The following is a 23268-nucleotide window of genomic DNA, read 5'->3' as shown; positions in this document are numbered from 1 at the left end:
CGCAGCCTGCCCACCTCACTCGACGGGTGGGCGGGCGGGCACCAAATCCTGCTCGACCGAAGCACCGGGTGTCGCCAACCACCCGTCCACCCCGTCCAGCAGCGCCTGCTGCACGGGCGTAGGCGCCACCGAGCCCAGGATCGACTGCCGGGCGAGCTCGGCCAACTCCGTGTCGTCGAACCCGAGCTCGTCCCGGGCCAGCTCGTACTGCGCGGCCAGCCGGGAGCCGAACAACAACGGATCGTCGGCGCCCAGCGCGATCGGCACCCCCGCGTCGAACAGCTTTCGCAGCGGCACGTCCGATGCCTTGTCGTAGACGCCGAGCGCGACGTTGGACGCCGGGCACACCTCGCACACGATCCGCCGCCGTGCGAGCAGCGCCATCAACTCGGGATCCTCCACCACCCGGATCCCGTGCCCGAGCCGGCGCGCGCCCAGCACGTCCACGCATTCGCGGATGCTGCGCGGCCCGTCCAACTCGCCGCCGTGCGGGTTCGCGAACAACCCGGCATGCCGGGCGATCTCGAAGGCCCGCTCGAACGCGGGCGCCCGCCCCCGCCGCTCGTCGTTGGACAGCCCGAAGCCGACCACACCGCGATCGGTGTACTGCGCGGCGAGCCGGGCCAGCGTGCGCGCCTCCAACTGGTGCTTGGTGCGATTCGCCGCGATCACCACGGCGATCCCGATCCCGGTCGCCTCCCGGGCGGCCTCCACCGCGTCCAGCACGACCTCGACCGCCGGCGTCAACCCGCCCAGACGGGGCGCGTACGAGGTCGGGTCCACCTGGATCTCCAGCCAGCCCGAACCCTCGGCCCGGTCGTCCTCCGCCGCCTCACGGACCAGTCGATGCATGTCGTCCGGGGTGCGCACACACGAGCGGGCGATGTCGTACAACCGCTGGAACCGGAACCAGCCCCGCTCGTCGGTGGCCCGCAATCGGGGTGGTCGACCGGAGGTCAGCGAGTCGGGCAGCCGCACTCCGTGCAGATCCGCCAGTTCCAACAGGGTTTCCGGCCGCATGGATCCCGTGAAGTGCAGGTGGAGATGAGCCTTCGGGAGGGTGCGGACATCGCGTGCGGGACGATCCATCCACAGATCATGGACCACCGGCCGCGCGCACGTGAGGGGTACCGCGGATGATCCCCTGAAGGAGAGCCGAAACTTCGGGGGCCGGCACGTGAACGACCCCGCCGGGGTCCGCGCCGAGGGCCGGAACGCGCCGGGACCGCCGCCCGGTCACCCGCGCAACGGCCCCGGACCCGTACCGACTGCTTCGTCCGTCCCGACCGCCGACTACTTCGCCTCGCCCAACAACCGGGCGATCCGGCCGACACCCTCCACCAGGTCCTCGTCGCCGAGCGCGTAGGACAGCCGCAGGTAGCCCTGGGTGCCGAAGGCCTCGCCCGGCACCACGGCCACCTCGACCTCGTCCAGGATCAGGTTCGCCAACTCGGCCGAGGTCGCGGGACGCACGCCCCGGATCTCCTTGCCCAGCACCGCCTTGACCGACGGGTACACGTAGAACGCGCCCTTGGGTTCGGGGCAGTGCACCCCCGGGATCTCGTTCAGCATCCGCACGATCGTGCGGCGGCGACGGTCGAAGGCCACCTTCATCGTGTCCACCGCGGCCAGATCGCCGGTCAGCGCGGTGAGCGCGGCGGCCTGGGCGACGTTGCACACGTTGGAGGTGGCGTGCGACTGGAGGTTCGCGGCGGCCTTGATCACGTCCTTGGGGCCGATGATCCAGCCGACCCGCCAGCCGGTCATCGCGTACGTCTTGGCGACCCCGTTGACGATCAGGCAGCGGTCCGCCAGTTCCGGCACCACCACGGGCATCGACACGAATTCGGCGTCGTCGTAGACCAGGTGCTCGTAGATCTCGTCGGTCAGCACCCACAGCCCGTGCTCGACCGCCCAGCGCCCGATCGCCTCGGTCTGCTCCCGCGAGTACACCGCGCCGGTCGGGTTCGAGGGCGAGACGAACACCAGCACCTTGGTGCGCTCGGTGCGCGCCGCCTCCAACTGCTCGACGGACACCAGGTAACCGGTGCTCTCGTCGGCGACCACATCCACCGGGACACCGCCCGCGAGCTTGATCGACTCCGGATAGGTGGTCCAGTACGGCGCGGGCACGAGCACCTCGTCGCCCGGATCCAGGACGGCCGCGAACGCCTCGTAGATGGCCTGCTTGCCACCGTTGGTCACGAGCACCTGGGCCGGATCCACCGCCAGGCCCGAGTCGCGCAGCGTCTTGGCGACGATCGCGGCCTTCAACTCGGGAAGCCCACCTGCCGGCGTGTAGCGGTGGAACCTCGGCTCGCGACACGCGGCGACCGCCGCGTCCACGATGTAGTCGGGCGTCGGGAAGTCCGGCTCGCCGGCGCCGAAGCCGACCACGGGCCGACCGGCGGCCTTGAGCGCCTTCGCCTTGGCGTCGACCGCGAGCGTCGCGGACTCGGCGATGGCACCGACACGGGTCGAGATCCGGCGCTTCGGCGCGGGCACGGACGGGGAGCTGGGGGTGGGAGCCGTCATGCCGGCCATGGTCGCATTTCCGCCCCGGCGCGGGCATGTCGATTCCGCGCGGGTGCGCCGAAGCGCCGGCCTGCGCGCCACGGGTTCGACCTGACGCACTCGACCCCGTACACTCGACGCTTGGCGGTCCCAACCTGCATGCTGCCGCGCCCGAAAATGTTGTGTTCTCGGGTCGGCGACTCCGCTAGGTTGATGACCACGTGAAGGGCACTAGCTCAATTGGCAGAGCACCGGTCTCCAAAACCGGGGGTTGGGGGTTCAAGTCCCTCGTGCCCTGCGATGTGCGACTGCGGTCGATCCCCGGATCGACCGTGACTCGTACGCAGTCAGCGCAAACTGTCGGCGCCGACAACCCCGTCGGTGATCCACGGTCGGACCGGATCAGGTGAGGACGAGTTGACGGAGGCCCACGGCTCCACGGCTACGCCTGAGCACAGCAGCTCTGATGGCCGCGGCTCCGACGACGAGCCCCCCGGCGGTCGCCGGGCGAACCGCCCGAAGGGTTCTTCGGGCAAGCCGGAGCAGAAGAAGAAGAACCTGTTCGCACGGGCGGCTCTTTTCTACCGGCAAATCATCGCCGAGCTGCGCAAGGTCGTTTGGCCGACCCGCAACGAGCTGAGCACGTACACCACCGTGGTCATCGTGTTCTGTCTGATGATCATCGGAATCGTCTACGGACTCGACCTCGGCTTCGCGAAGGCCGCGCTCGCCATCTTCGGCTGAGCCCCATCCCTTTCGTAGCGCGCCTGCAACGACCGTTCGACCCCCAGCCAGGAAGAAGCACCCAACGTGTCTGACCCGAACCTGTCCGCCGACAACTCCGCCGACGAGACGGTGGCCCTGTCGGAGCAGGCGGAGGCCGCAGCTCTCGAGGACGCAGCTCTCGAGGACGCGGCCGAGGCCCCGGCCGTCTCCACCGATGACGAAGTGGAAGACACCGAGGCCACCGAGGACGACGCCGAGGGCGCGGACGACGAGTTCGAGGACGACGACGCCGAAGCCGCCGAGGCCGAGGACGACGACGCCGAACTCGAGGACGCCCCCGAGGGCGACCCGACCGAGGACTTCAAGGACGCGCTCCGTCGCGCCCCGGGCGAGTGGTACGTCATCCACTCGTACGCGGGCTATGAGAACCGCGTGAAGGCCAACCTCGAGTCCCGCACCACCTCGCTCAACATGGAGGACTACATCTTCCAGGTCGAGGTGCCGCAGGAAGAGGTCGTCGAGATCAAGAACGGCCAGCGCAAGACCGTCAAGCGCAACAAGTTCCCCGGCTACGTGCTGGTCCGGATGGACCTGACGAACGAGTCGTGGGGCGCCGTCCGGAACACCCCCGGTGTCACCGGCTTCGTCGGCAACGCGCACGAGCCCTTCCCGCTCACCCTCGACGAGGTCGTCAAGATCCTCGCTCCCGAGGAGGAGAAGGCGACCGGCGGCGGCACTGGCGCCAAGAGCACGACCGAGGTCAAGGTGCTCGACTTCGAGGTCGGCGACTCGGTCACCGTCATCGACGGCCCCTTCGCGACGCTGCAGGCGACGATCAACGAGATCAACGCCGACTCGCAGAAGGTCAAGGGCCTGGTGGAGATCTTCGGGCGCGAGACGCCGGTCGAGCTCTCGTTCAACCAGATCCAGAAGAACTGATACTTCCCCCAGGTGGGACCCCGTTTCGCCGGGGTCGCATCCGGGTGGTGGACAAGGCGCCCTCACAACGGTGGTTATCGTTGAGTGGGCGCCGCACCGCGTGGCGGGCCCGAACACGTCCGCGCTCCGCGTGGTGATCGGGACGTACATCTCGTCGAAGGACCCGGAAAAAAAATGCCTCCCAAGAAGAAGAAGCTGTCAGCGATCATCAAGCTGCAGATCAAGGCCGGCGCAGCCACGCCGGCCCCGCCGGTCGGTCCCGCTCTGGGCCAGCACGGCGTCAACATCATGGAGTTCTGCAAGGCGTACAACGCGGCGACCGAGTCGCAGCGTGGCGACATCGTCCCGGTGGAGATCTCGGTCTACGAAGACCGTTCCTTCACCTTCGTGACGAAGACGCCGCCGGCCGCGCGCCTGATCCTCAAGGCCGCCGGTGTCGAGAAGGGCTCGGGCGAGCCGCACAAGACCAAGGTCGCCAAGGTCACCCGCGAGCAGATCCGCGGCATCGCGCAGACCAAGATGGCCGACCTGAACGCCAACGACATCGACGCCGCGGAGAAGATCATCTCCGGCACCGCGCGTTCGATGGGCATCACGGTCGAGGGCTGATCGAGCCCCGCAGTCCGGCAGTACCAGAACCGACGCGAGGACGTGTGCGCAAGCCCACGACCCCGCGGAGTGGAAGGGTCCGCGCGACCCGCTCCCACCACAACTCCTTTCGGAATTCCAGGAGCTTTCAGTGAAGCGCAGCAAGTCCTACCGCGAGGCCGACACCAAGATCGACCACGAGCGGCTCTACTCGCCGCTCGAGGCCGTTCGACTGGCCAAGGAGACCTCGCCCACCAAGTTCGCCGGCACCGTCGAGGTGGCCATGCGTCTGGGCGTCGACCCGCGCAAGGCCGACCAGATGGTCCGCAGCACCGTCATCCTCCCGCACGGCACCGGCAAGACCGCCCGGGTCCTGGTCTTCGCGACCGGTGACCGTGCCGAGGCTGCCAAGGCTGCCGGCGCCGACATCGTCGGTTCCGACGAGCTCATCGACGAGGTTGCGAAGGGCCGGCTCGACTTCGACGCCGTCGTCGCCACCCCGGACCTGATGGGCAAGGTCGGCCGCCTGGGCCGCGTGCTCGGCCCGCGTGGCCTCATGCCCAACCCGAAGACCGGCACGGTCACGCCCGACGTGGCGAAGGCCGTGAACGAGATCAAGGGCGGCAAGATCGAGTTCCGCGTCGACAAGCACTCGAACCTGCACTTCATCATCGGCAAGACGACGTTCGACGACACCCAGCTCGTCGAGAACTACGCCGCCGCCCTCGAAGAGGTGCTCCGCGCGAAGCCGTCGGCCGCCAAGGGTCGCTACATCAAGAAGGTCGGCGTCTCGACCACGATGGGCCCCGGCATCCAGGTCGACCCCAACCGCGTCCGCAACCTCCTGGTGGAGGAAGAGGCGGTCTGATCCGCCCCGCACGCGAAACGAGGCCCGGCGCACCGCACGGTGTGCCGGGCCTCGGCACGTCCGGGCACCACACGTCCGGCCGCTCGCCGCCGCCGGAGAAGCGGAGGGAGAAACCTCCTGACGCCCGGCACCGCCGTCGGTAGGGTCGCGACGTTCGTCGAACGACGCCTTGCCACGGGGAGAGCACCATGCGTACGCGACCACACCCGACCCATCTCACCGCCGCCGTCACCGCGGCCCTGCTCGCACTGGGCGGACTGACCGCGTGCGGCGGCGACGACGGCGAGGGCACACCGAAGAAGGGTGGGGGAGGAGCCAAGAGCGCCGCGGGCGCCTTCCTGGACGACGTGGAGAAGGCCACCGCGGAGAAGCAGTCGGTGCAGTTCTCCGGCACCACCTCGGTCCCCGGTTTCGCCGCGGGCGGGCAACCCCCGAGCGGGCAGCCCGCCATCCCGAAGCCGTCGAGCGGTGCGCAGATGCCCGGCGGCGGCAGGTTCGAGGGTCGGATGTCGTGGGTGGGCGGCACCAACCTCAGCGAGGTCACCATGGGCGAGCTGAAGTGTGTGCTGACCAAGGACGCCGCCTACATCAACATGAAGACGCCCATGATGGGCGGCAAGACCTGGATGAAGTCGAGCACGGCGGGGATGGCCGGCCGCGATGCCATGGGCAAGTTCATGGCCGACGTGCTCGCGACCGGGAACCCGGCCAAGAGCGTGGCACTGCTGCTCCAGGCGGGCGACCTCAAGGAGGTCGGCACGGAGGACCGCGCAGGCGTCCGCACCCGACACTTCGCCGGCACCGTCGAATTCGGCAAGCTGGTCGCGGACATCGACGCGAACCTCACCGAGGCGGACATCGAGACCCTGCGCCAACAGCAGGCGGCGCTGGGCGTGACCACCGAGAAGATCGACCTGTGGATCGGCCCGGACAAGCTGGTCACCCACGTGGAGAACCACACCCAGAGCAACCAGGGTCCGATGGTCTTCGTGGGCGACTACACGAACTGGGGTGCGAAGTTCGACATCGCGCCGCCGCCGGCCGACCAGGTTTTCGACATGGGCGACCTGACCAAGGGCCTCCCGAACCTGCCGGGCATGCCGTCGATGCCGTCGATGCCGGGGAGGCCGTCGTTGCCCGGGATGCCGTCGCTGCCCGTCCCGCGGTAACCGATTTGCTCCGAACGAGTGCCGTCGCGTACCTTGGCACCAAGCCAAAGACCGTCGGTCGTTGTCGTCGTGCCGTAAGGCAGGGTCGGCAAACGAAGGTTCCGCATCGCGGACGACCTGCGCAGGTGTGAACGTGAGACGTTGCCCCCGAAGCACGCGGATTCCGCGTGATTCGAGGATGTACGCCCCGTGCGCCTGCGCCGGGGCGTTTTTCGTATGTGGACCCCTTCCGCCCTGCGGACCGGCGTATTCATCCGGCACACGGTCGACCGCCACGGTCGATCGGCAATCGCATCGCGGAAGGAGGCCAGCCCTATGGCGAGGCCCGACAAGGCGGCCGCGGTCGCCGAGCTCACGGAGCAGTTCCGTGACTCGAACGCCGCAGTGCTGACCGAGTACCGCGGGCTCACCGTCGCGCAGCTCAAGGAGCTGCGTCGTTCGCTCGGTGAGAACGCGCAGTACGCCGTGGTGAAGAACACGCTGACCAAGATCGCCGCCAACGAGGCGGGCATCGATCAGCTGGACGACCTCCTCGAGGGCCCGTCCGCGATCGCGTTCGTCACGGGTGACCCCGTGGAGGCCGCGAAGAGCCTGCGTGACTTCGCCAAGGCGAACCCCCTTCTCGTCATCAAGGGCGGCGTCCTTGAGGGCAAGGCGCTCAGCGCCGACGAGATCAAGAAGCTCGCGGACCTCGAGTCCCGCGAGGTGCTGCTTGCCAAGCTGGCGGGCGCCATGAAGGGATCCATGGCCAAGGCCGCGGCGACCTTCCAGGCACCGCTGTCGCAGTTCGCCCGCACCGCGGACGCACTGCGCGCGAAGGTCGAGCAGGGCGGTGCCGGCGAGCCGGCTCCCGCCGCCGAGGCCGAGACCGCCGAGTAGTTCGGCAGTCGCGACCTTGGTCGCCGGGGGCAGCGCCCCCGCCATCCCACACCACCCGGCACCAGCCGAATTGATCAGGAAGGACCGCCGATCATGGCGAAGCTCAGCAACGACGAGCTGCTTGCGTCGTTCAAGGAAATGACCCTCATCGAGCTCTCGGACTTCGTGAAGCTCTTCGAGGAGACCTTCGACGTCAAGGCTGCCGCCCCGGTCGCCGTCGCGGCCGGCCCGGCGGGCGGCGGCGCCGCTGCCGAGGCCGTCGAGGAGCAGGACGAGTTCGACGTCATCCTCACGGGTGCCGGCGACAAGAAGATCCAGGTCATCAAGGAGGTGCGCGCGCTCACGAGCCTCGGTCTGAAGGAGGCCAAGGACCTCGTGGACTCCGCCCCCAAGGCGCTCCTGGAGAAGGTCTCGAAGGAGGCCGCCGAGAAGGCGAAGGCCGCCCTCGAAGGCGCCGGCGCCTCGGTCGAGGTCAAGTAATTCGACGCCGCCCTCCGGGTGGCATCACCGAAGGCGATCGCCCGTCAGGGCGGTCGCCTTCGGGCTTTTCCGGAGCGGATCACCGACGGCCCGACGGCGCCGGGCGACCCCGCGACGAGTGGCACAGAGTCGGACATACCTCTCTCGGCCTCGCTCGAAAGGGTGATACTCCCAACACTCTGAGCGCCCGCCGAACCCCCTCGCACCAGCCCCGTCGTAGCTCGCCGAGGGCGCGCGCCAGGGCGCGCGGGTCGCCCTGCGAGCGCCGGATCCGGGCGTTGTCGGAGCGGCGGTCTACCGTGTTTTCCAGGCTTCCCGAGGTTCCGCGCGAACCCGGTCGGCCGATGTGACGAGACTCTCGTCGCAGGCCGCGGGATCGGGACCTACGTCCGGTTTTCTCGGGGCGCGGAAGGGTTCCGTCGGCTCTGAGGGGGAAAGCAACCCCTTGACGAACGGATCGGGGCGCGCAATTCTTCGGACGCACCCCTGAAGCACGGTTGCCGGATGGTTTCTGAATCCGGGTGGTGGACCGGCCCTTCAATAGGGGCTGGACAGCGGTGTGCCTTGTGGCTACACTGACCCTTTGCGCTGCCTATTGACTCCTCCCGGTGTATGAACCCGGGCCGTCCAGTATGCGCATAGTGAGTCCGAGCCCTCGGAAGGACCCCTCTTGGCCGCCTCGCGCACCGCCTCCGCTACCAACCCCGGCGCCGCCACTGCCCCGCTCCGCATCTCCTTCGCCAAGATCAGGGAACCCCTGGAGGTTCCGAACCTTCTCGCGTTGCAGACCGAGAGCTTCGACTGGCTGCTCGGCAACAGTGCGTGGAAGGCACGGGTCGAGGCCGCCCTCGCGGGCGGACAGGATGTGCCCACCAAGTCCGGCCTCGAAGAGATCTTCGAAGAGATCTCCCCGATCGAGGACTTCTCCGGTTCGATGTCCCTGACGTTCCGGGATCACCGGTTCGAGCCTCCGAAGAACTCCATCGAGGAGTGCAAGGAGCGCGACTTCACGTACTCGGCGCCGCTGTTCGTCACGGCCGAGTTCACCAACAACGAGACCGGCGAGATCAAGAGCCAGACGGTCTTCATGGGCGACTTCCCGCTCATGACGAACAAGGGCACCTTCATCATCAACGGCACCGAGCGTGTCGTGGTGTCCCAGCTGGTTCGCTCCCCGGGTGTCTACTTCGACAGCCAGGTCGACAAGACGTCCGACAAGGACATCTTCAGCGCGAAGGTGATTCCCTCGCGTGGCGCCTGGCTCGAGCTGGAGATCGACAAGCGCGACACCGTCGGTGTCCGCATCGACCGCAAGCGCAAGCAGAGCGTCACCGTGCTGCTGAAGGCGCTCGGCTGGACCGACTCCCAGATCCTGGAGGAGTTCGGCCAGTACGAGTCGATGCGGCAGACCCTGGAGAAGGACCACACCCAGGGCCAGGACGACGCGCTGCTCGACATCTACCGCAAGCTGCGTCCGGGGGAGCCGCCGACCCGCGAGGCCGCGCAGACTCTGCTCGAGAACCTCTACTTCAACCCGAAGCGTTACGACCTCGCCAAGGTCGGCCGCTACAAGGTGAACAAGAAGCTCGGTGTGGAGCAGGCGCTGGACGCCGGCGTGATGACCGTCGAGGACGTCATCGCCACCATCAAGTACCTGGTCAAGCTGCACGCCGGCGAGACCGAGATGGAAGGCGCCTCCGGCCAGGAGATCGTGGTCGAGGTCGACGACATCGACCACTTCGGCAACCGTCGTCTGCGCAACGTCGGCGAGCTCATCCAGAACCAGGTCCGTACCGGCCTGGCCCGGATGGAGCGCGTCGTCCGCGAGCGCATGACCACCCAGGACGTCGAGGCGATCACGCCGCAGACCCTGATCAACATCCGGCCGGTCGTCGCCTCCATCAAGGAGTTCTTCGGCACCAGCCAGCTGTCCCAGTTCATGGACCAGACGAACCCGCTGTCGGGCCTGACCCACAAGCGTCGTCTGTCCGCGCTGGGCCCCGGCGGTCTCTCCCGTGAGCGGGCCGGCTTCGAGGTCCGTGACGTGCACCCGTCGCACTACGGCCGGATGTGCCCGATCGAGACCCCCGAAGGCCCGAACATCGGCCTGATCGGCTCGCTCGCGTCCTACGGTCGGGTCAACGCGTTCGGTTTCGTGGAGACCCCGTACCGCAAGGTGATCGAGGGCCGGGTCACCGACGGCATCGACTACCTGACGGCCGACGAGGAAGACCGCTTCGTCATCGCCCAGGCGAACGCGCCGCTGAACGAGGACGACTCGTTCGCCGAGGCCCGTGTGCTCGTGCGTCGCCGCGGCGGCGAGATCGACTACATCCCCGGCGACGAAGTCGACTACATGGACGTCTCGCCGCGCCAGATGGTGTCGGTCGCGACCGCGATGATCCCGTTCCTCGAGCACGACGACGCGAACCGCGCGCTCATGGGCTCGAACATGATGCGCCAGGCCGTGCCGCTGCTGAAGGCGGAGTCCCCGCTGGTGGGCACCGGCATGGAGTACCGCGCCGCGGTCGACGCCGCCGATGTGATCACCGCCGAGAAGCCCGGTGTGGTCCAGGACGTCTCGGCCGACTACATCACCGTGATGAACGACGACGCGACGTACACCACGTACCGCGTGCAGAAGTTCATGCGCTCGAACCAGGGCACGTCCTTCAACCAGAAGGTCGTCGTCGACGAGGGCGCGCGGGTCGAGGCCGGCCAGGTGCTGGCCGACGGTCCGTGCACCGAAGAGGGCGAGATGGCCCTCGGCAAGAACCTGCTCGTGGCGTTCATGCCGTGGGAGGGCCACAACTACGAAGACGCGATCATCCTGTCGCAGCGTCTGGTGCAGGACGACGTCCTCTCCTCGATCCACATCGAGGAGCACGAGGTCGACGCCCGCGACACCAAGCTCGGCCCGGAGGAGATCACCCGGGACATCCCGAACGTCTCCGAAGAGGTCCTCGCGGACCTGGACGAGCGCGGCATCATCCGGATCGGCGCCGACGTCGTACCCGGCGACATCCTGGTCGGCAAGGTCACGCCCAAGGGCGAGACCGAGCTGACCCCGGAGGAGCGCCTGCTCCGTGCGATCTTCGGCGAGAAGGCGCGCGAGGTGCGCGACACCTCGCTCAAGGTCCCGCACGGCGAGTCGGGCAAGGTCATCGGCGTCCGCGTCTTCGACCGCGAGGCCGGCGACGAGCTGCCGCCGGGCGTGAACCAGCTGGTCCGCGTCTACGTCGCGCAGAAGCGCAAGATCACCGACGGTGACAAGCTCGCCGGTCGGCACGGCAACAAGGGCGTCATCTCGAAGATCCTGCCGGTCGAGGACATGCCGTTCCTGGAGGACGGCACCCCGGTCGACATCATCCTCAACCCGCTCGGTGTCCCGTCCCGAATGAACCCGGGTCAGGTCCTGGAGACGCACCTCGGCTGGATCGCCAAGACCGGCTGGAGCGTCGAGGGCGACGACGAGGACTGGAAGGGTCGCCTCCGGGCGATCGCGGCCGACCAGGGTGCCCCCGGCACCAACGTCGCCACCCCGGTCTTCGACGGTGCGCGCGAGGAGGAGATCACCGGTCTCCTCGACTCGACCAACAAGACCCGCGACGGCGTCCGTCTGATCGACGGCACCGGCAAGGCGAAGATGTACGACGGCCGCTCCGGCGAGCCGTTCCCGCACCCGGTATCGGTCGGGTACATGTACATCCTCAAGCTGCACCACCTGGTCGACGACAAGCTGCACGCCCGGTCGACCGGTCCCTACTCGATGATCACCCAGCAGCCGCTGGGTGGTAAGGCCCAGTTCGGTGGCCAGCGCTTCGGTGAGATGGAGGTGTGGGCACTCGAGGCATACGGTGCCGCCTACGCGCTCCAGGAACTGCTGACTATCAAGTCCGACGACGTCCTCGGCCGCGTGAAGGTGTACGAGGCGATCGTCAAGGGCGAGAACATCCCGGAGCCGGGCATCCCCGAGTCCTTCAAGGTGCTCATCAAGGAGATGCAGTCGCTCTGCCTCAACGTGGAGGTCCTCTCCAGCGACGGTATGTCGATCGAGATGCGCGACACCGACGAGGACGTCTTCCGCGCTGCGGAGGAGCTCGGTATCGACCTGTCGCGGCGTGAGCCGAGCAGCGTCGAAGAGGTCTGAGGCTCCCTCCCGGGTCCGGCCGTGAGGCCGGCCCCGGGATTTCGACCCCAGTCCTGATGAAGACACACACTGGTGAGCACGGCACAGCCCCCGCCGTGACCGCCGGGACCAAACCCCGAAAGAGGGATTGACGAAACAGTGCTCGACGTCAACTTCTTCGACGAGCTGCGTATCGGCCTCGCTACCGCAGACGACATTCGCCAGTGGTCGCACGGTGAAGTCAAGAAGCCCGAAACCATCAACTACCGCACCCTGAAGCCGGAAAAGGACGGGCTCTTCTGCGAGAAGATCTTCGGTCCGACCCGGGACTGGGAGTGCTACTGCGGCAAGTACAAGCGCGTCCGCTTCAAGGGCATCATTTGTGAGCGCTGCGGCGTCGAGGTCACTCGCGCCAAGGTGCGTCGTGAGCGCATGGGCCACATCGAGCTCGCCGCGCCGGTCACGCACATCTGGTACTTCAAGGGCGTGCCCAGCCGCCTCGGCTACCTGCTCGACCTCGCCCCGAAGGACCTCGAGAAGGTCATCTACTTCGCGGCGTACATGATCACGTACGTCGACGACGAGCGTCGCCAGCGCGACCTGCCGTCTCTCGACGCCAAGATCTCGGTCGAGCGTCAGCAGATCGAGCAGCGTCGTGACGCCAGCGTCGAAGAGCGCCAGAAGAAGCTCGAGACCGACCTCGCCGAGTTGGAGGCCGAGGGCGCCAAGTCCGACGTCCGCCGCAAGGTGCGCGAAGGTGCCGAGCGCGAGATGAAGCAGCTGCGCGACCGCAACCAGCGCGAGCTCGACCGCCTCGACGACGTCTGGACCCGGTTCAAGAACCTCAAGGTCCAGGACCTCGAAGGCGACGAGATCCTCTTCCGTGAGATGCGTGACCGCTTCGGCACGTACTTCATGGGCGGCATGGGCGCGCAGGCGCTCCAGCGTCGGCTGGAGTCCTTCGACCTCGACGCCGAGGCCGAGAAGCTGCGCGAGATCATCCGCACCGGCAAGGGCCAGAAGAAGACCCGGGCGCTCAAGCGCCTCAAGGTCGTCTCCGCGTTCCAGCAGACCCGGAACAGCCCCAATGGCATGGTCCTGGACTGCGTCCCGGTGATCCCGCCGGACCTGCGTCCGATGGTGCAGCTGGACGGTGGCCGCTTCGCGACCTCCGACCTGAACGACCTGTACCGCCGCGTGATCAACCGCAACAACCGGTTGAAGCGTCTGCTCGACCTCGGTGCCCCCGAGATCATCGTGAACAACGAGAAGCGGATGCTCCAGGAGGCCGTCGACGCGCTGTTCGACAACGGCCGCCGCGGTCGTCCGGTGACCGGCCCGGGCAACCGGCCGCTCAAGTCGCTGTCCGACATGCTCAAGGGCAAGCAGGGTCGTTTCCGGCAGAACCTGCTCGGCAAGCGCGTGGACTACTCCGCGCGTTCGGTCATCGTCGTCGGCCCGCAGCTCAAGCTGCACCAGTGCGGTCTGCCGAAGGCCATGGCGCTCGAGCTGTTCAAGCCGTTCGTGATGAAGCGCCTGGTGGACCTCAACCACGCGCAGAACATCAAGTCGGCCAAGCGCATGGTCGAGCGCGCCCGCCCCGTGGTGTGGGACGTGCTCGAAGAGGTCATCGCCGAGCACCCGGTGCTGCTCAACCGTGCACCGACGCTGCACCGTCTGGGCATCCAGGCGTTCGAGCCGCAGCTCGTCGAGGGCAAGGCCATCCAGATTCACCCGCTCGTGTGCACCGCGTTCAACGCGGACTTCGACGGTGACCAGATGGCCGTTCACCTGCCGCTCTCCGCGGAGGCGCAGGCCGAGGCCCGCATCCTGATGCTGTCGAGCAACAACATCCTGAAGCCGGCCGACGGTCGCCCCGTCACCATGCCGACCCAGGACATGGTGCTCGGGCTGTTCTTCCTGACCTCCGAGCGGGAGAACACCAAGGGCGACGGGCGTGTCTTCGCGTCCACGGCCGAGGCGATCATGGCGTTCGACGCCCGTGAGCTCGACCTGCAGGCGAAGATCGAGCTGCGACTGCCGGCGGGCACCGTCCCGTCGCGCGGTTGGGTCGCGCCGGAGGGCTGGGAGCCGGGTTCGCCGCTGCGCGTGCGCACCTCGCTCGGTCGCGCGCTGTTCAACGAGCTCCTGCCGGCGGACTACCCGTTCGTCGACGAGGAGATCGGCAAGAAGACGCTGTCGATCATCGTGAACGACCTGGCGGAGCGGTACCCGAAGGTGGTCGTGGCGGCAACGCTGGACAACCTGAAGGAGGCCGGCTTCCACTGGGCCACCCGTTCCGGTGTCACCGTGTCGATCTCCGACGTCGTCGTTCCGCCGGCGAAGAAGGAGATCCTGGAGCGCTTCGAGGCCCAGGCCGAGAAGGTCCAGAAGCAGTACGAGCGCGGCCTGATCACCAAGGACGAGCGTCAGCAGGAGCAGATTCAGATCTGGACCAAGGCGACCAACGAGGTTGCCGAGGCGATGAACCTGAACTTCCCCAAGACGAACCCCATCTTCATGATGGTCGACTCGGGTGCTCGCGGAAACATGATGCAGATGCGTCAGATCGCGGGTATGCGTGGTCTGGTGTCGAACGCCAAGAACGAGACGATTCCCCGTCCCATCAAGGCGTCCTTCCGCGAGGGTCTGTCCGTCCTCGAGTACTTCATCTCGACGCACGGTGCCCGTAAGGGTCTGGCCGACACCGCGCTGCGTACCGCCGACTCGGGTTACCTGACCCGTCGTCTGGTGGACGTCTCGCAGGACGTGATCGTGCGCGAGGAGGACTGCGGCACCGACCGCGGTCTGGTCCTGTCGATCGCCACCCGCGGCGCCGACGGCGTGCTCCGCAAGGACGACGACGTCGAGACCAGCGTGTACGCCCGCAACCTGGCCGAGGACGTCGTCGTCGACGGCAAGGTGCTGGCCCCGGCCAACGCCGACCTCGGCGACGTGATCATCAACCACCTCGTCGCCGAAGGCGTCGAGTCGGTGAAGACGCGTTCGGTGCTGACCTGCGAGTCCAAGGTCGGTACGTGCGCCATGTGCTACGGCCGCTCGCTGGCGACCGGCAAGCTCGTGGACATCGGCGAGGCGGTCGGCATCATCGCCGCCCAGTCGATCGGTGAGCCCGGCACCCAGCTGACGATGCGTACCTTCCACACCGGTGGTGTGGCGGGTGACGACATCACGCAGGGTCTGCCGCGTGTCGTCGAGCTCTTCGAGGCGCGCACCCCCAAGGGTGTCGCCCCGATCAGCGAGGCGGCCGGTCGGGTGCGCATCGAGGACACCGAGAAGACCCGCAAGGTCGTGGTGGTCCCGGACGACGGTTCCGAGGAACTGGCGTACGCGGTCAGCAAGCGCTCGCGCCTGCTGGTCGACGAGGGCGACCACGTCGACGTCGGTCAGAAGATGCTCGTCGGTGCGGTCAACCCGCACGACGTGCTGCGCATCCTCGGCCAGCGTGCGGTGCAGATCCACCTCGTGGCGGAGGTCCAGCAGGTCTACCGCTCGCAGGGTGTGTCGATCCACGACAAGCACATCGAGATCATCATTCGGCAGATGCTCCGCCGCGTGACGATCATCGAGTCGGGCGACGCCGAGCTGCTTCCGGGCGAGCTCGTCGAGCGCGGCCGGTTCGAGACCGAGAACCGTCGGGTGATGTCCGAGAGCGGGCACCCGGCCTCGGGTCGTCCGCAGCTCATGGGCATCACGAAGGCGTCGCTGGCCACCGAGTCGTGGCTGTCGGCGGCCTCCTTCCAGGAGACGACCCGAGTGCTGACCGACGCGGCGATCCACGCCAAGTCGGACCCGCTGCTGGGCCTGAAGGAGAACGTGATCCTCGGCAAGCTCATCCCGGCCGGTACGGGCATGCCCCGCTACCGCAACATCCGGGTCGAGCCCACCGAAGAGGCCAAGGCGGCGATGTACTCGATGTCCGGGTACGACGAGGCCGACTACTCCGCGTTCGGTTCGGGCTCCGGCCAGGCCGTCCCGCTGGAGGAGTACGACTTCGGCGGCTACCAGGGCTGATCCGCCCGTAGCGGAGCCGTGCCAGGGACAGGGCCGTCACCCTTCGGGGTGGCGGCCCTGTCCCATGTCCGCACCTCTGTGCCCGCAGACCCCTCCACCCCGGCCCCGATCGGTGCGACGATGCTTCCAACGCGCCGTCCCACTCCGGGAGAACCCCATGAGCACCCCTGGCGGGTCCGAGTACGGCCCCTACCACGAGCAGCCGCACGGCGACGCGCAGAGCCCGTACGGCGAGCCCTACCCGCCCTATGGCTACGGCTACGGGCCGGGGGAGTCGCCCGCACCGTACGGCTACGGCCAGGCGCCCCAGTACGGGCAGCAGCCGCCGTACGGATACGGCTACCACCAATACCCCGGCTACGGCGGCTACCTGCCCCAGCCGGGCACCAACGGCCTGGCCATCGCGTCGATGATCCTGGGCATCGTCTGGCTGTACTGGCTGGGCAGCCTGCTCGCGGTGATCTTCGGGCACATAGCGCTGGCCCAGACCGCGCGCACCGGGCAGCAGGGTCGTGGCATGGCGATCGCCGGCGTGGTCCTGGGCTGGATCGGACTGGCCCTGCTGGCACTGGCCATCGTGGTGCTCGTGCTGGACTCCGACGGCCACGAGTATTCGGAGTACCTGAATCTGTTCGGCGCGCTCCGCGCGGTGTGCTGAGTCACGTTCCCGCCCTCCGGTGGGCGCGGGGTGCGCGCTCGTTCGCCTCAGGCCACAATGCCGGGTACGGTGGGGCTCGGAGGGTGATGTACCGCCCTGAACGATTCGGTGCTCCACCAAGGTGAGAGCGCCGAATTCCATGTCGTGGCGGGGGTCTTTCTTTTCGCTTTGACCTCTGCTGCTGTGGTAGGTAGTCTCTCTCCTTGTGCCTGGGGTGTCCCCGGGCTCTTGTGCCTGCGCTCACCGCAATCCCCACGGGATGCGTGCGTGAGAGGGCGCGAGAGACCGACCCACAGCCTCCTAAGCAAGCACACTCCCAAGACCGGGCGACACGCCCGACCGCGGGGGTCGGACTTGCGGTTGGCTCCGGCGTCGACCGGGATGCAGGCCGATTCAGACATTGCAGTCGCTTCAAAAAGACCGCTCGGCACGAAGAAGACGGAGACGCGGTGCCCACGATCCAGCAGCTGGTCCGAAAGGGCCGCCAGGACAAGGTCGACAAGGCCAAGACTCCGGCGCTCAAGGGGAGCCCGCAGCGTCGCGGCGTGTGCACCCGTGTTTACACGACGACGCCGAAGAAGCCGAACTCGGCGCTTCGCAAGGTCGCGCGTGTGCGCCTCACGAGTGGCATCGAGGTGACGGCCTATATCCCCGGTGAGGGTCACAACCTCCAGGAGCACTCGATCGTGCTCGTTCGCGGTGGTCGTGTGAAGGACCTCCCCGGTGTCCGCTACAAGATCATTCGTGGTTCGCTCGACACCCAGGGTGTCAAGAACCGCAAGCAGGCGCGCAGCCGCTACGGCGCGAAGAAGGAGAAGAGCTAATGCCGCGTAAGGGCCCTGCCCCCAAGCGACCGGTCATCATCGACCCGGTTTACAACTCGCCGTTGGTCACCTCGCTGGTGAACAAGGTCCTGATGAGCGGCAAGCGCTCCGTCGCCGAGAAGATCGTCTACGGCGCACTCGAAGGTTGCCGCGAGAAGACCGGTACCGACCCGGTCATCACGCTCAAGCGCGCCCTCGAGAACGTGAAGCCGACCCTCGAGGTCCGCAGCCGCCGTGTCGGTGGCGCGACCTACCAGGTGCCGGTCGAGGTCCGTCCGGGCCGCTCCACGACCCTCGCTCTCCGCTGGCTCGTCGGCTACTCCCGCGCCCGTCGCGAGAAGACGATGACCGAGCGTCTGATGAACGAGCTCCTGGACGCGAGCAACGGTCTGGGTGCCGCGGTCAAGCGCCGCGAGGACACCCACAAGATGGCCGAGTCCAACAAGGCCTTCGCGCACTACCGCTGGTAGTTCCACCCGCAACGACGAGAAGCCGAGAGAAGACAAGCCACGATGGCTACCACTGCTCTTGATCTGGCCAAGGTCCGAAACATCGGCATCATGGCCCACATCGACGCGGGCAAGACCACCACCACCGAGCGGATCCTGTTCTACACCGGGGTCAACTACAAGATCGGTGAGGTTCATGAGGGCGCTGCCACCATGGACTGGATGGAACAGGAGCAGGAGCGCGGCATCACCATCACGTCTGCCGCGACGACCTGTCACTGGACGCTCGACGACGTCGATCACACGATCAACATCATCGACACCCCCGGCCACGTCGACTTCACCGTCGAGGTGGAGCGTTCGCTGCGTGTGCTCGACGGCGCCGTCACCGTCTTCGACGGTGTCGCCGGCGTGGAGCCGCAGTCCGAGACCGTTTGGCGTCAGGCCGACCGGTACGGCGTGCCGCGCATCTGCTTCGTGAACAAGCTCGACCGCACCGGCGCCGAGTTCCACCGCTGCGTCGACATGATCGACGCGCGACTGGGCGCGGTTCCGCTGGTCATGCAGCTGCCGATCGGCACCGAGATGGACTTCCAGGGTGTTGTCGACCTGGTCGCCATGAAGGCGCTGGTCTGGTCGGCCGAGGCGGCCAAGGGCGAGATGTACGACGTCGTCGACATCCCGGCCACGCACACCGAGGCCGCCGCCGAGTACCGCGGCAAGCTGCTCGAGACGATCGCCGAGTACGACGACGAGATGATGGAGCTGTACCTGGAGGGCCAGGAGCCCACCACGGAGCAGTTGATCGCCGCGATCCGTCGCGCGACCATCGCCTCGACCAAGGGTGAGAACAAGGGCAAGCCGACGTTCACTCCGGTGTTCTGCGGTACCGCGTTCAAGAACAAGGGTGTTCAGCCCCTGCTCGACGCGGTCGTCCGTTACCTGCCGTCGCCGCTCGACATCGAGGGCATCCAGGGCCACGCGGTGAACAAGGAAGAAGAGGTCATCGTTCGCCAGCCGCGCGATGACGAGCCCTTCGCGGGCCTCGCCTTCAAGATCATGCGTGACCCGCACCTGGGCAAGCTCACCTTCGTCCGGGTCTACTCGGGTGTCCTGGAAGCCGGCAGCTCCGTGCTGAACTCGGTGAAGGGGCGCAAGGAGCGCATCGGCAAGATCTACCGGATGCACGCGAACAAGCGTGAGGAGATCCCGTCGGTCGGCGCGGGCGACATCATCGCGGTGATGGGTCTCAAGGACACCACCACCGGTGAGACGCTCTGCGACCCGGCGAACCCGGTGATCCTCGAGTCGATGACGTTCCCGGCCCCGGTCATCGAGGTCGCGATCGAGCCGAAGTCCAAGGGCGACCAGGAGAAGCTGGGTGTCGCCATCCAGTCCCTCGCCGCCGAGGACCCCTCGTTCCAGGTGCACTCGGACGAGGAGACCGGCCAGACGATCATCGGCGGCATGGGCGAGCTGCACCTCGAGGTGCTGGTCGACCGGATGAAGCGCGAATTCCGCGTGGAGGCCAACGTCGGCAAGCCGCAGGTGGCCTACCGTGAGACGATCCGCAAGGTCGTCGAGCGCGTGGACTACACGCACAAGAAGCAGACCGGTGGTACCGGTCAGTTCGCCAAGGTGCAGATCGCGCTCGAGCCGCTCGAGGGTGACGCGTACGAGTTCGTCAACAAGGTCACCGGTGGCCGTATCCCCAGGGAGTACATCCCCTCGGTGGACGCGGGTGCGCAGGAGGCCATGCAGTACGGCGTTCTCGCCGGCTACCCGATGGTCGGCGTGCGTCTGACGCTGATCGACGGTGGCTACCACGAGGTCGACTCGTCCGAACTCGCGTTCAAGATCGCCGGTTCGCAGGCGTTCAAGGAAGCGGCTCGGCAGGCCAGCCCGGCTCTTCTGGAGCCGATGATGGCCGTCGAGGTCACCACGCCCGAGGACTACATGGGCGATGTGATCGGCGACCTCAACTCGCGTCGCGGCCAGATCCAGGCCATGGACGAGCGCTTTGGTGCGCGCGTCGTCAAGGCTTTGGTCCCGCTGTCGGAGATGTTCGGCTATGTCGGCGACCTCCGCAGCAAGACCTCGGGTCGCGCGAGCTACTCCATGCAGTTCGACTCCTACGCCGAGGTTCCGAGGAACGTCGCCGAGGAGATCATCGCCAAGTCGCGCGGCGAGTAATCACCGCCACCGCGGCATCAGCGATACCAGGGGGACCCGGGGTCCACAGGACTCCGGTGCCCCCGCCCCGGCTCACCCCCGATACCCGACGTCGTACGGCGTAAAGAACCAGTCCACAGGAGGACCCCAGTGGCGAAGGCTAAGTTCGAGCGGACTAAGCCGCACGTCAACATCGGCACCATTGGTCACATCGACCACGGTAAGACGACGCTGACCGCGGCGATTACCAAGGTGCTGCACGACGCGTACCCGGACCTGAACCCCTTCACGCCGTTCGACCAGATCGACAAGGCGCCGGAGGAGCGGCAGCGCGGTATCACGATCTCGATCGCGCACGTCGAGTACCAGACGGAGAACCGTCACTACGCGCACGTCGACTGCCCCGGGCACGCCGACTACATCAAGAACATGATCACCGGTGCCGCGCAGATGGACGGCGCGATCCTCGTGGTCGCCGCCACCGACGGCCCGATGCCGCAGACCAAGGAGCACGTGCTCCTGGCCCGCCAGGTCGGTGTTCCGTACATCGTGGTCGCGCTGAACAAGGCCGACATGGTGGACGACGAGGAGATCCTGGAGCTCGTCGAGCTCGAGGTGCGCGAGCTCCTCTCCGAGTACGAGTTCCCGGGCGACGACCTTCCGGTCGTGCGGGTCTCGGCGCTCAAGGCGCTCGAGGGCGACAAGGAGTGGGGCGAGAAGCTCCTCGGCCTCATGGCCGCCGTCGACGAGGCGATCCCGACCCCGCCGCGTGACACCGACAAGCCGTTCCTCATGCCCGTCGAGGACGTCTTCACGATCACCGGTCGTGGCACGGTCGTCACCGGCCGCATCGAGCGTGGCATCGTCAAGGTCAACGAGACTGTCGACATCGTCGGCATCAAGGAGACCAAGACCACCACCACGGTCACCGGCATCGAGATGTTCCGCAAGCTGCTCGACGAGGGCCAGGCGGGCGAGAACGTCGGTCTGCTCCTCCGTGGCATCAAGCGCGAGGACGTCGAGCGCGGCCAGGTCATCATCAAGCCCGGTTCGGTCACGCCGCACACCGAGTTCGAGGCCCAGGTCTACATCCTGTCGAAGGACGAGGGTGGCCGTCACACCCCCTTCTTCAACAACTACCGGCCGCAGTTCTACTTCCGTACGACGGACGTGACCGGCGTGGTGACCCTCCCCGAGGGCACCGAGATGGTCATGCCGGGTGACAACACCGGCATGGACGTCGCGCTGATCCAGCCGATCGCCATGGAAGAGGGCCTGCGTTTCGCCATCCGCGAGGGTGGTCGCACCGTGGGCGCCGGTCAGGTCGTCAAGATCAAGAAGTGATGAAATCCCGCCCGCCGGTCCACCTGGGTCGGCGGGCGGGGCTTTGTCCGGATCGATTCCACCCCCTAGGTGGGACCGGATATCCATCGCTCGGGGGCTCTCTCAAACCTGGGAGAGTCGCTCGATTGGCCAAGGCCGCCATTCGTGGGGCATACTAGCCAAGTTGCTCGGATAGACAACGGGCTGCGCCGTGCCTGTCGCACAGACGGAATCGGGCGCGGGCCTCGTTGACTCCGAACAATCGGTGGACTTCTGTCCTGCCACCCATGCAGCCGGCGTCGTCGCTTAGCGACCTCGTGTCGTCCTTTCGCTTGCCGCAGCGAAGGTGACGCCGAGAGTACGTTGCCCAGGCCCCCAGGCCGCCCGTAAGGGTTTCCAAGGGGTGCTTGTGAGCAACAGAGCGACACGCCCGACCGCGGGGGTCGGCGGGGAAGGGAAACCCCAAGGGGTTTTCAGCCCAAGTCTTCTCCCCGTGTCAGCGGGGGTGATCCGCAGCGGTACGAGAGAAGGAATTCGAAGCAGCCATGGCGGGACAGAAGATCCGCATCAGGCTCAAGGCCTACGACCACGAGGTCATCGACAGTTCGGCGAAGAAGATCGTCGAGACGGTGACGCGTACTGGTGCGCAGGTTGCGGGACCGGTGCCGCTGCCGACCGAGAAGAACGTGTACTGCGTCATCCGCTCGCCGCACAAGTACAAGGACTCGCGCGAGCACTTCGAGATGCGCACTCACAAGCGGCTCATCGACATCCTCGACCCCACGCCGAAGACGGTCGACTCGCTTATGCGTCTCGACCTGCCGGCCGGCGTCGACATCGAGATCAAGCTCTGAGGACGCACCGACGATGACGAAGCAGATGAAGGGCATTCTGGGCAAGAAGCTCGGCATGACCCAGGTCTGGGACGAGAACAACCGCGTCGTTCCAGTGACTGTGGTCGAAGCCGGGCCCTGCGTCGTGACCCAGGTCCGCAACGCCGAGGTCGACGGCTACTCCGCCGTCCAGATCGCGTTCGGCGCGATCGACCCGCGCAAGGTGAACAAGCCGCTCGCCGGCCACTTCGCCAAGGCCGGGGTGACCCCGCGTCGCCACCTGGTCGAGCTCCGCACCTCCGACGCCGGCGAGTACACGCTGGCGCAGGAGATCACCGCCGAGGTGTTCGAGGCCGGCCAGAAGGTCGACGTCATGGGCACCTCGAAGGGCAAGGGCACGGCGGGTGTCATGAAGCGACACGGCTTCAAGGGTCTCGGCAGCTCGCACGGTACGCAGCGCAAGCACCGCTCGCCCGGCTCGATCGGTGGCTGCGCCACCCCGGGTCGTGTGTTCAAGGGCGTGCGCATGGCAGGCCGCATGGGTAACGAGCGCGTCTCCACCCAGAACCTGACCGTTCACGCCGTCGACGCCGAGAAGGGTCTGCTCCTGATCAAGGGCGCGGTCCCCGGTCCGAACGGCGGCCTGGTTCTGGTGCGCACTGCTGCGAAGGGTGTGTGAATT

At 67.2% G+C, this 23268-nt stretch carries 18 protein-coding genes and 1 tRNA gene; 17 read left to right on the top strand and 2 right to left on the bottom strand.

Annotation, left to right across the window (positions count from 1 at the left end; all coding sequences use genetic code 11):
- Positions 1–15 precede the first annotated feature (15 nt).
- Both ACZOOI_RS10850 and ACZOOI_RS10845 read right to left on the bottom strand, forming a co-directional pair.
- Positions 16–1089: an adenosine deaminase gene (locus ACZOOI_RS10850; RefSeq protein WP_465280469.1), complete on the bottom strand. Its 1074-nt coding sequence runs from the start codon at positions 1087–1089 to the stop codon at positions 16–18.
- Positions 1090–1293: 204 nt separating this feature from the next.
- Entirely contained in the window at positions 1294–2544 is a 1251-nt protein-coding gene (locus ACZOOI_RS10845) for a pyridoxal phosphate-dependent aminotransferase (protein WP_465280468.1), read from the bottom strand.
- A gap of 195 nt (positions 2545–2739) precedes the next feature.
- On the opposite strand from ACZOOI_RS10845, the gene ACZOOI_RS10840 reads away from it, so the two are divergent.
- The 17 genes from ACZOOI_RS10840 (at position 2740) to rplC (ending at position 23265) form a co-directional block, all read left to right on the top strand.
- Positions 2740–2812 (top strand) — tRNA-Trp (locus ACZOOI_RS10840).
- A gap of 119 nt (positions 2813–2931) precedes the next feature.
- A complete protein-coding gene (gene secE / locus ACZOOI_RS10835; RefSeq protein ID WP_079026295.1) occupies positions 2932–3258 on the top strand; it encodes a preprotein translocase subunit SecE in 327 nt (108 codons plus the stop codon).
- 66 nt (positions 3259–3324) lie between these two features.
- The gene (gene nusG, locus ACZOOI_RS10830; RefSeq protein WP_465280467.1) at positions 3325–4179 is read left to right on the top strand and encodes a transcription termination/antitermination protein NusG; all 855 of its coding nucleotides are present in this window, start codon (positions 3325–3327) and stop codon (positions 4177–4179) included.
- A gap of 174 nt (positions 4180–4353) precedes the next feature.
- Complete coding sequence (gene rplK, locus ACZOOI_RS10825) at positions 4354–4788, top strand: 50S ribosomal protein L11 (RefSeq protein WP_020549250.1); 435 nt, start codon at positions 4354–4356, stop codon at positions 4786–4788.
- 130 nt (positions 4789–4918) lie between these two features.
- Positions 4919–5635, top strand: coding sequence for a 50S ribosomal protein L1 (gene rplA, locus ACZOOI_RS10820; RefSeq protein WP_391585402.1), 717 nt, complete (start codon positions 4919–4921; stop codon positions 5633–5635).
- Between the two features lie 188 nt (positions 5636–5823).
- Entirely contained in the window at positions 5824–6804 is a 981-nt protein-coding gene (locus tag ACZOOI_RS10815; protein WP_465280466.1) for an SCO4651 family lipoprotein, read from the top strand.
- Between the two features lie 315 nt (positions 6805–7119).
- Entirely contained in the window at positions 7120–7683 is a 564-nt protein-coding gene (gene rplJ / locus ACZOOI_RS10810) for a 50S ribosomal protein L10 (RefSeq protein WP_396009330.1), read from the top strand.
- 93 nt (positions 7684–7776) lie between these two features.
- Positions 7777–8163 (top strand): 50S ribosomal protein L7/L12, encoded by a 387-nt coding sequence (rplL, locus tag ACZOOI_RS10805; protein WP_391585400.1) that lies wholly within the window; start codon positions 7777–7779, stop codon positions 8161–8163.
- Between the two features lie 670 nt (positions 8164–8833).
- Positions 8834–12313: a DNA-directed RNA polymerase subunit beta gene (gene rpoB, locus ACZOOI_RS10800; RefSeq protein ID WP_391585399.1), complete on the top strand. Its 3480-nt coding sequence runs from the start codon at positions 8834–8836 to the stop codon at positions 12311–12313.
- 138 nt (positions 12314–12451) lie between these two features.
- On the top strand, positions 12452–16327 hold the full coding sequence (locus ACZOOI_RS10795) for a DNA-directed RNA polymerase subunit beta' (RefSeq protein WP_391585398.1): 3876 nt from the start codon (positions 12452–12454) through the stop codon (positions 16325–16327).
- A 157-nt stretch (positions 16328–16484) separates the two neighbouring features.
- Positions 16485–16985, top strand: coding sequence for a DUF4190 domain-containing protein (locus ACZOOI_RS10790; protein WP_465280465.1), 501 nt, complete (start codon positions 16485–16487; stop codon positions 16983–16985).
- A gap of 449 nt (positions 16986–17434) precedes the next feature.
- On the top strand, positions 17435–17809 hold the full coding sequence (gene rpsL, locus ACZOOI_RS10785) for a 30S ribosomal protein S12 (protein ID WP_020549242.1): 375 nt from the start codon (positions 17435–17437) through the stop codon (positions 17807–17809).
- Positions 17809–18279, top strand: a complete 471-nt coding sequence (rpsG, locus tag ACZOOI_RS10780; RefSeq protein WP_020549241.1) for a 30S ribosomal protein S7 — start codon at positions 17809–17811, stop codon at positions 18277–18279. The genes rpsL and rpsG overlap by 1 nt, the downstream gene beginning before the upstream one ends.
- 42 nt (positions 18280–18321) lie before the next feature.
- On the top strand, positions 18322–20451 hold the full coding sequence (fusA, locus tag ACZOOI_RS10775) for an elongation factor G (protein ID WP_391585396.1): 2130 nt from the start codon (positions 18322–18324) through the stop codon (positions 20449–20451).
- A gap of 129 nt (positions 20452–20580) precedes the next feature.
- Complete coding sequence (tuf, locus tag ACZOOI_RS10770) at positions 20581–21774, top strand: elongation factor Tu (protein WP_391585395.1); 1194 nt, start codon at positions 20581–20583, stop codon at positions 21772–21774.
- Between the two features lie 524 nt (positions 21775–22298).
- Positions 22299–22607 carry a 30S ribosomal protein S10 gene (gene rpsJ / locus ACZOOI_RS10765; RefSeq protein ID WP_020549238.1) on the top strand — a complete coding sequence of 103 codons (309 nt, stop codon included), beginning with the start codon at positions 22299–22301 and terminating at the stop codon, positions 22605–22607.
- Positions 22608–22620: 13 nt separating this feature from the next.
- On the top strand, positions 22621–23265 hold the full coding sequence (rplC, locus tag ACZOOI_RS10760; RefSeq protein ID WP_391585394.1) for a 50S ribosomal protein L3: 645 nt from the start codon (positions 22621–22623) through the stop codon (positions 23263–23265).
- The last annotated feature ends 3 nt before the right edge of the window (positions 23266–23268 follow it).

It is taken from the genome of Embleya sp. L77 (assembly GCF_055557415.1).
Note: the sequence above shows the minus strand (reverse complement) of the source record. Positions and strands in the feature narration are given on the sequence as shown.

What these genes read in the sequence shown, in the direction of transcription:
- ACZOOI_RS10850 (WP_465280469.1), bottom strand. Translation starts at nt 1,089, where the DNA reads ATGGATCGTCCCGCACGCGATGTCCGCACCCTCCCGAAGGCTCATCTC.
- ACZOOI_RS10845 (WP_465280468.1), bottom strand. Translation starts at nt 2,544, where the DNA reads ATGGCCGGCATGACGGCTCCCACCCCCAGCTCCCCGTCCGTGCCCGCG.
- rplK (WP_020549250.1), top strand. Translation starts at nt 4,354, where the DNA reads ATGCCTCCCAAGAAGAAGAAGCTGTCAGCGATCATCAAGCTGCAGATC.
- ACZOOI_RS10815 (WP_465280466.1), top strand. Translation starts at nt 5,824, where the DNA reads ATGCGTACGCGACCACACCCGACCCATCTCACCGCCGCCGTCACCGCG.
- rplJ (WP_396009330.1), top strand. Translation starts at nt 7,120, where the DNA reads ATGGCGAGGCCCGACAAGGCGGCCGCGGTCGCCGAGCTCACGGAGCAG.
- rplL (WP_391585400.1), top strand. Translation starts at nt 7,777, where the DNA reads ATGGCGAAGCTCAGCAACGACGAGCTGCTTGCGTCGTTCAAGGAAATG.
- ACZOOI_RS10790 (WP_465280465.1), top strand. Translation starts at nt 16,485, where the DNA reads ATGAGCACCCCTGGCGGGTCCGAGTACGGCCCCTACCACGAGCAGCCG.
- rpsG (WP_020549241.1), top strand. Translation starts at nt 17,809, where the DNA reads ATGCCGCGTAAGGGCCCTGCCCCCAAGCGACCGGTCATCATCGACCCG.
- fusA (WP_391585396.1), top strand. Translation starts at nt 18,322, where the DNA reads ATGGCTACCACTGCTCTTGATCTGGCCAAGGTCCGAAACATCGGCATC.
- rpsJ (WP_020549238.1), top strand. Translation starts at nt 22,299, where the DNA reads ATGGCGGGACAGAAGATCCGCATCAGGCTCAAGGCCTACGACCACGAG.
- rplC (WP_391585394.1), top strand. Translation starts at nt 22,621, where the DNA reads ATGACGAAGCAGATGAAGGGCATTCTGGGCAAGAAGCTCGGCATGACC.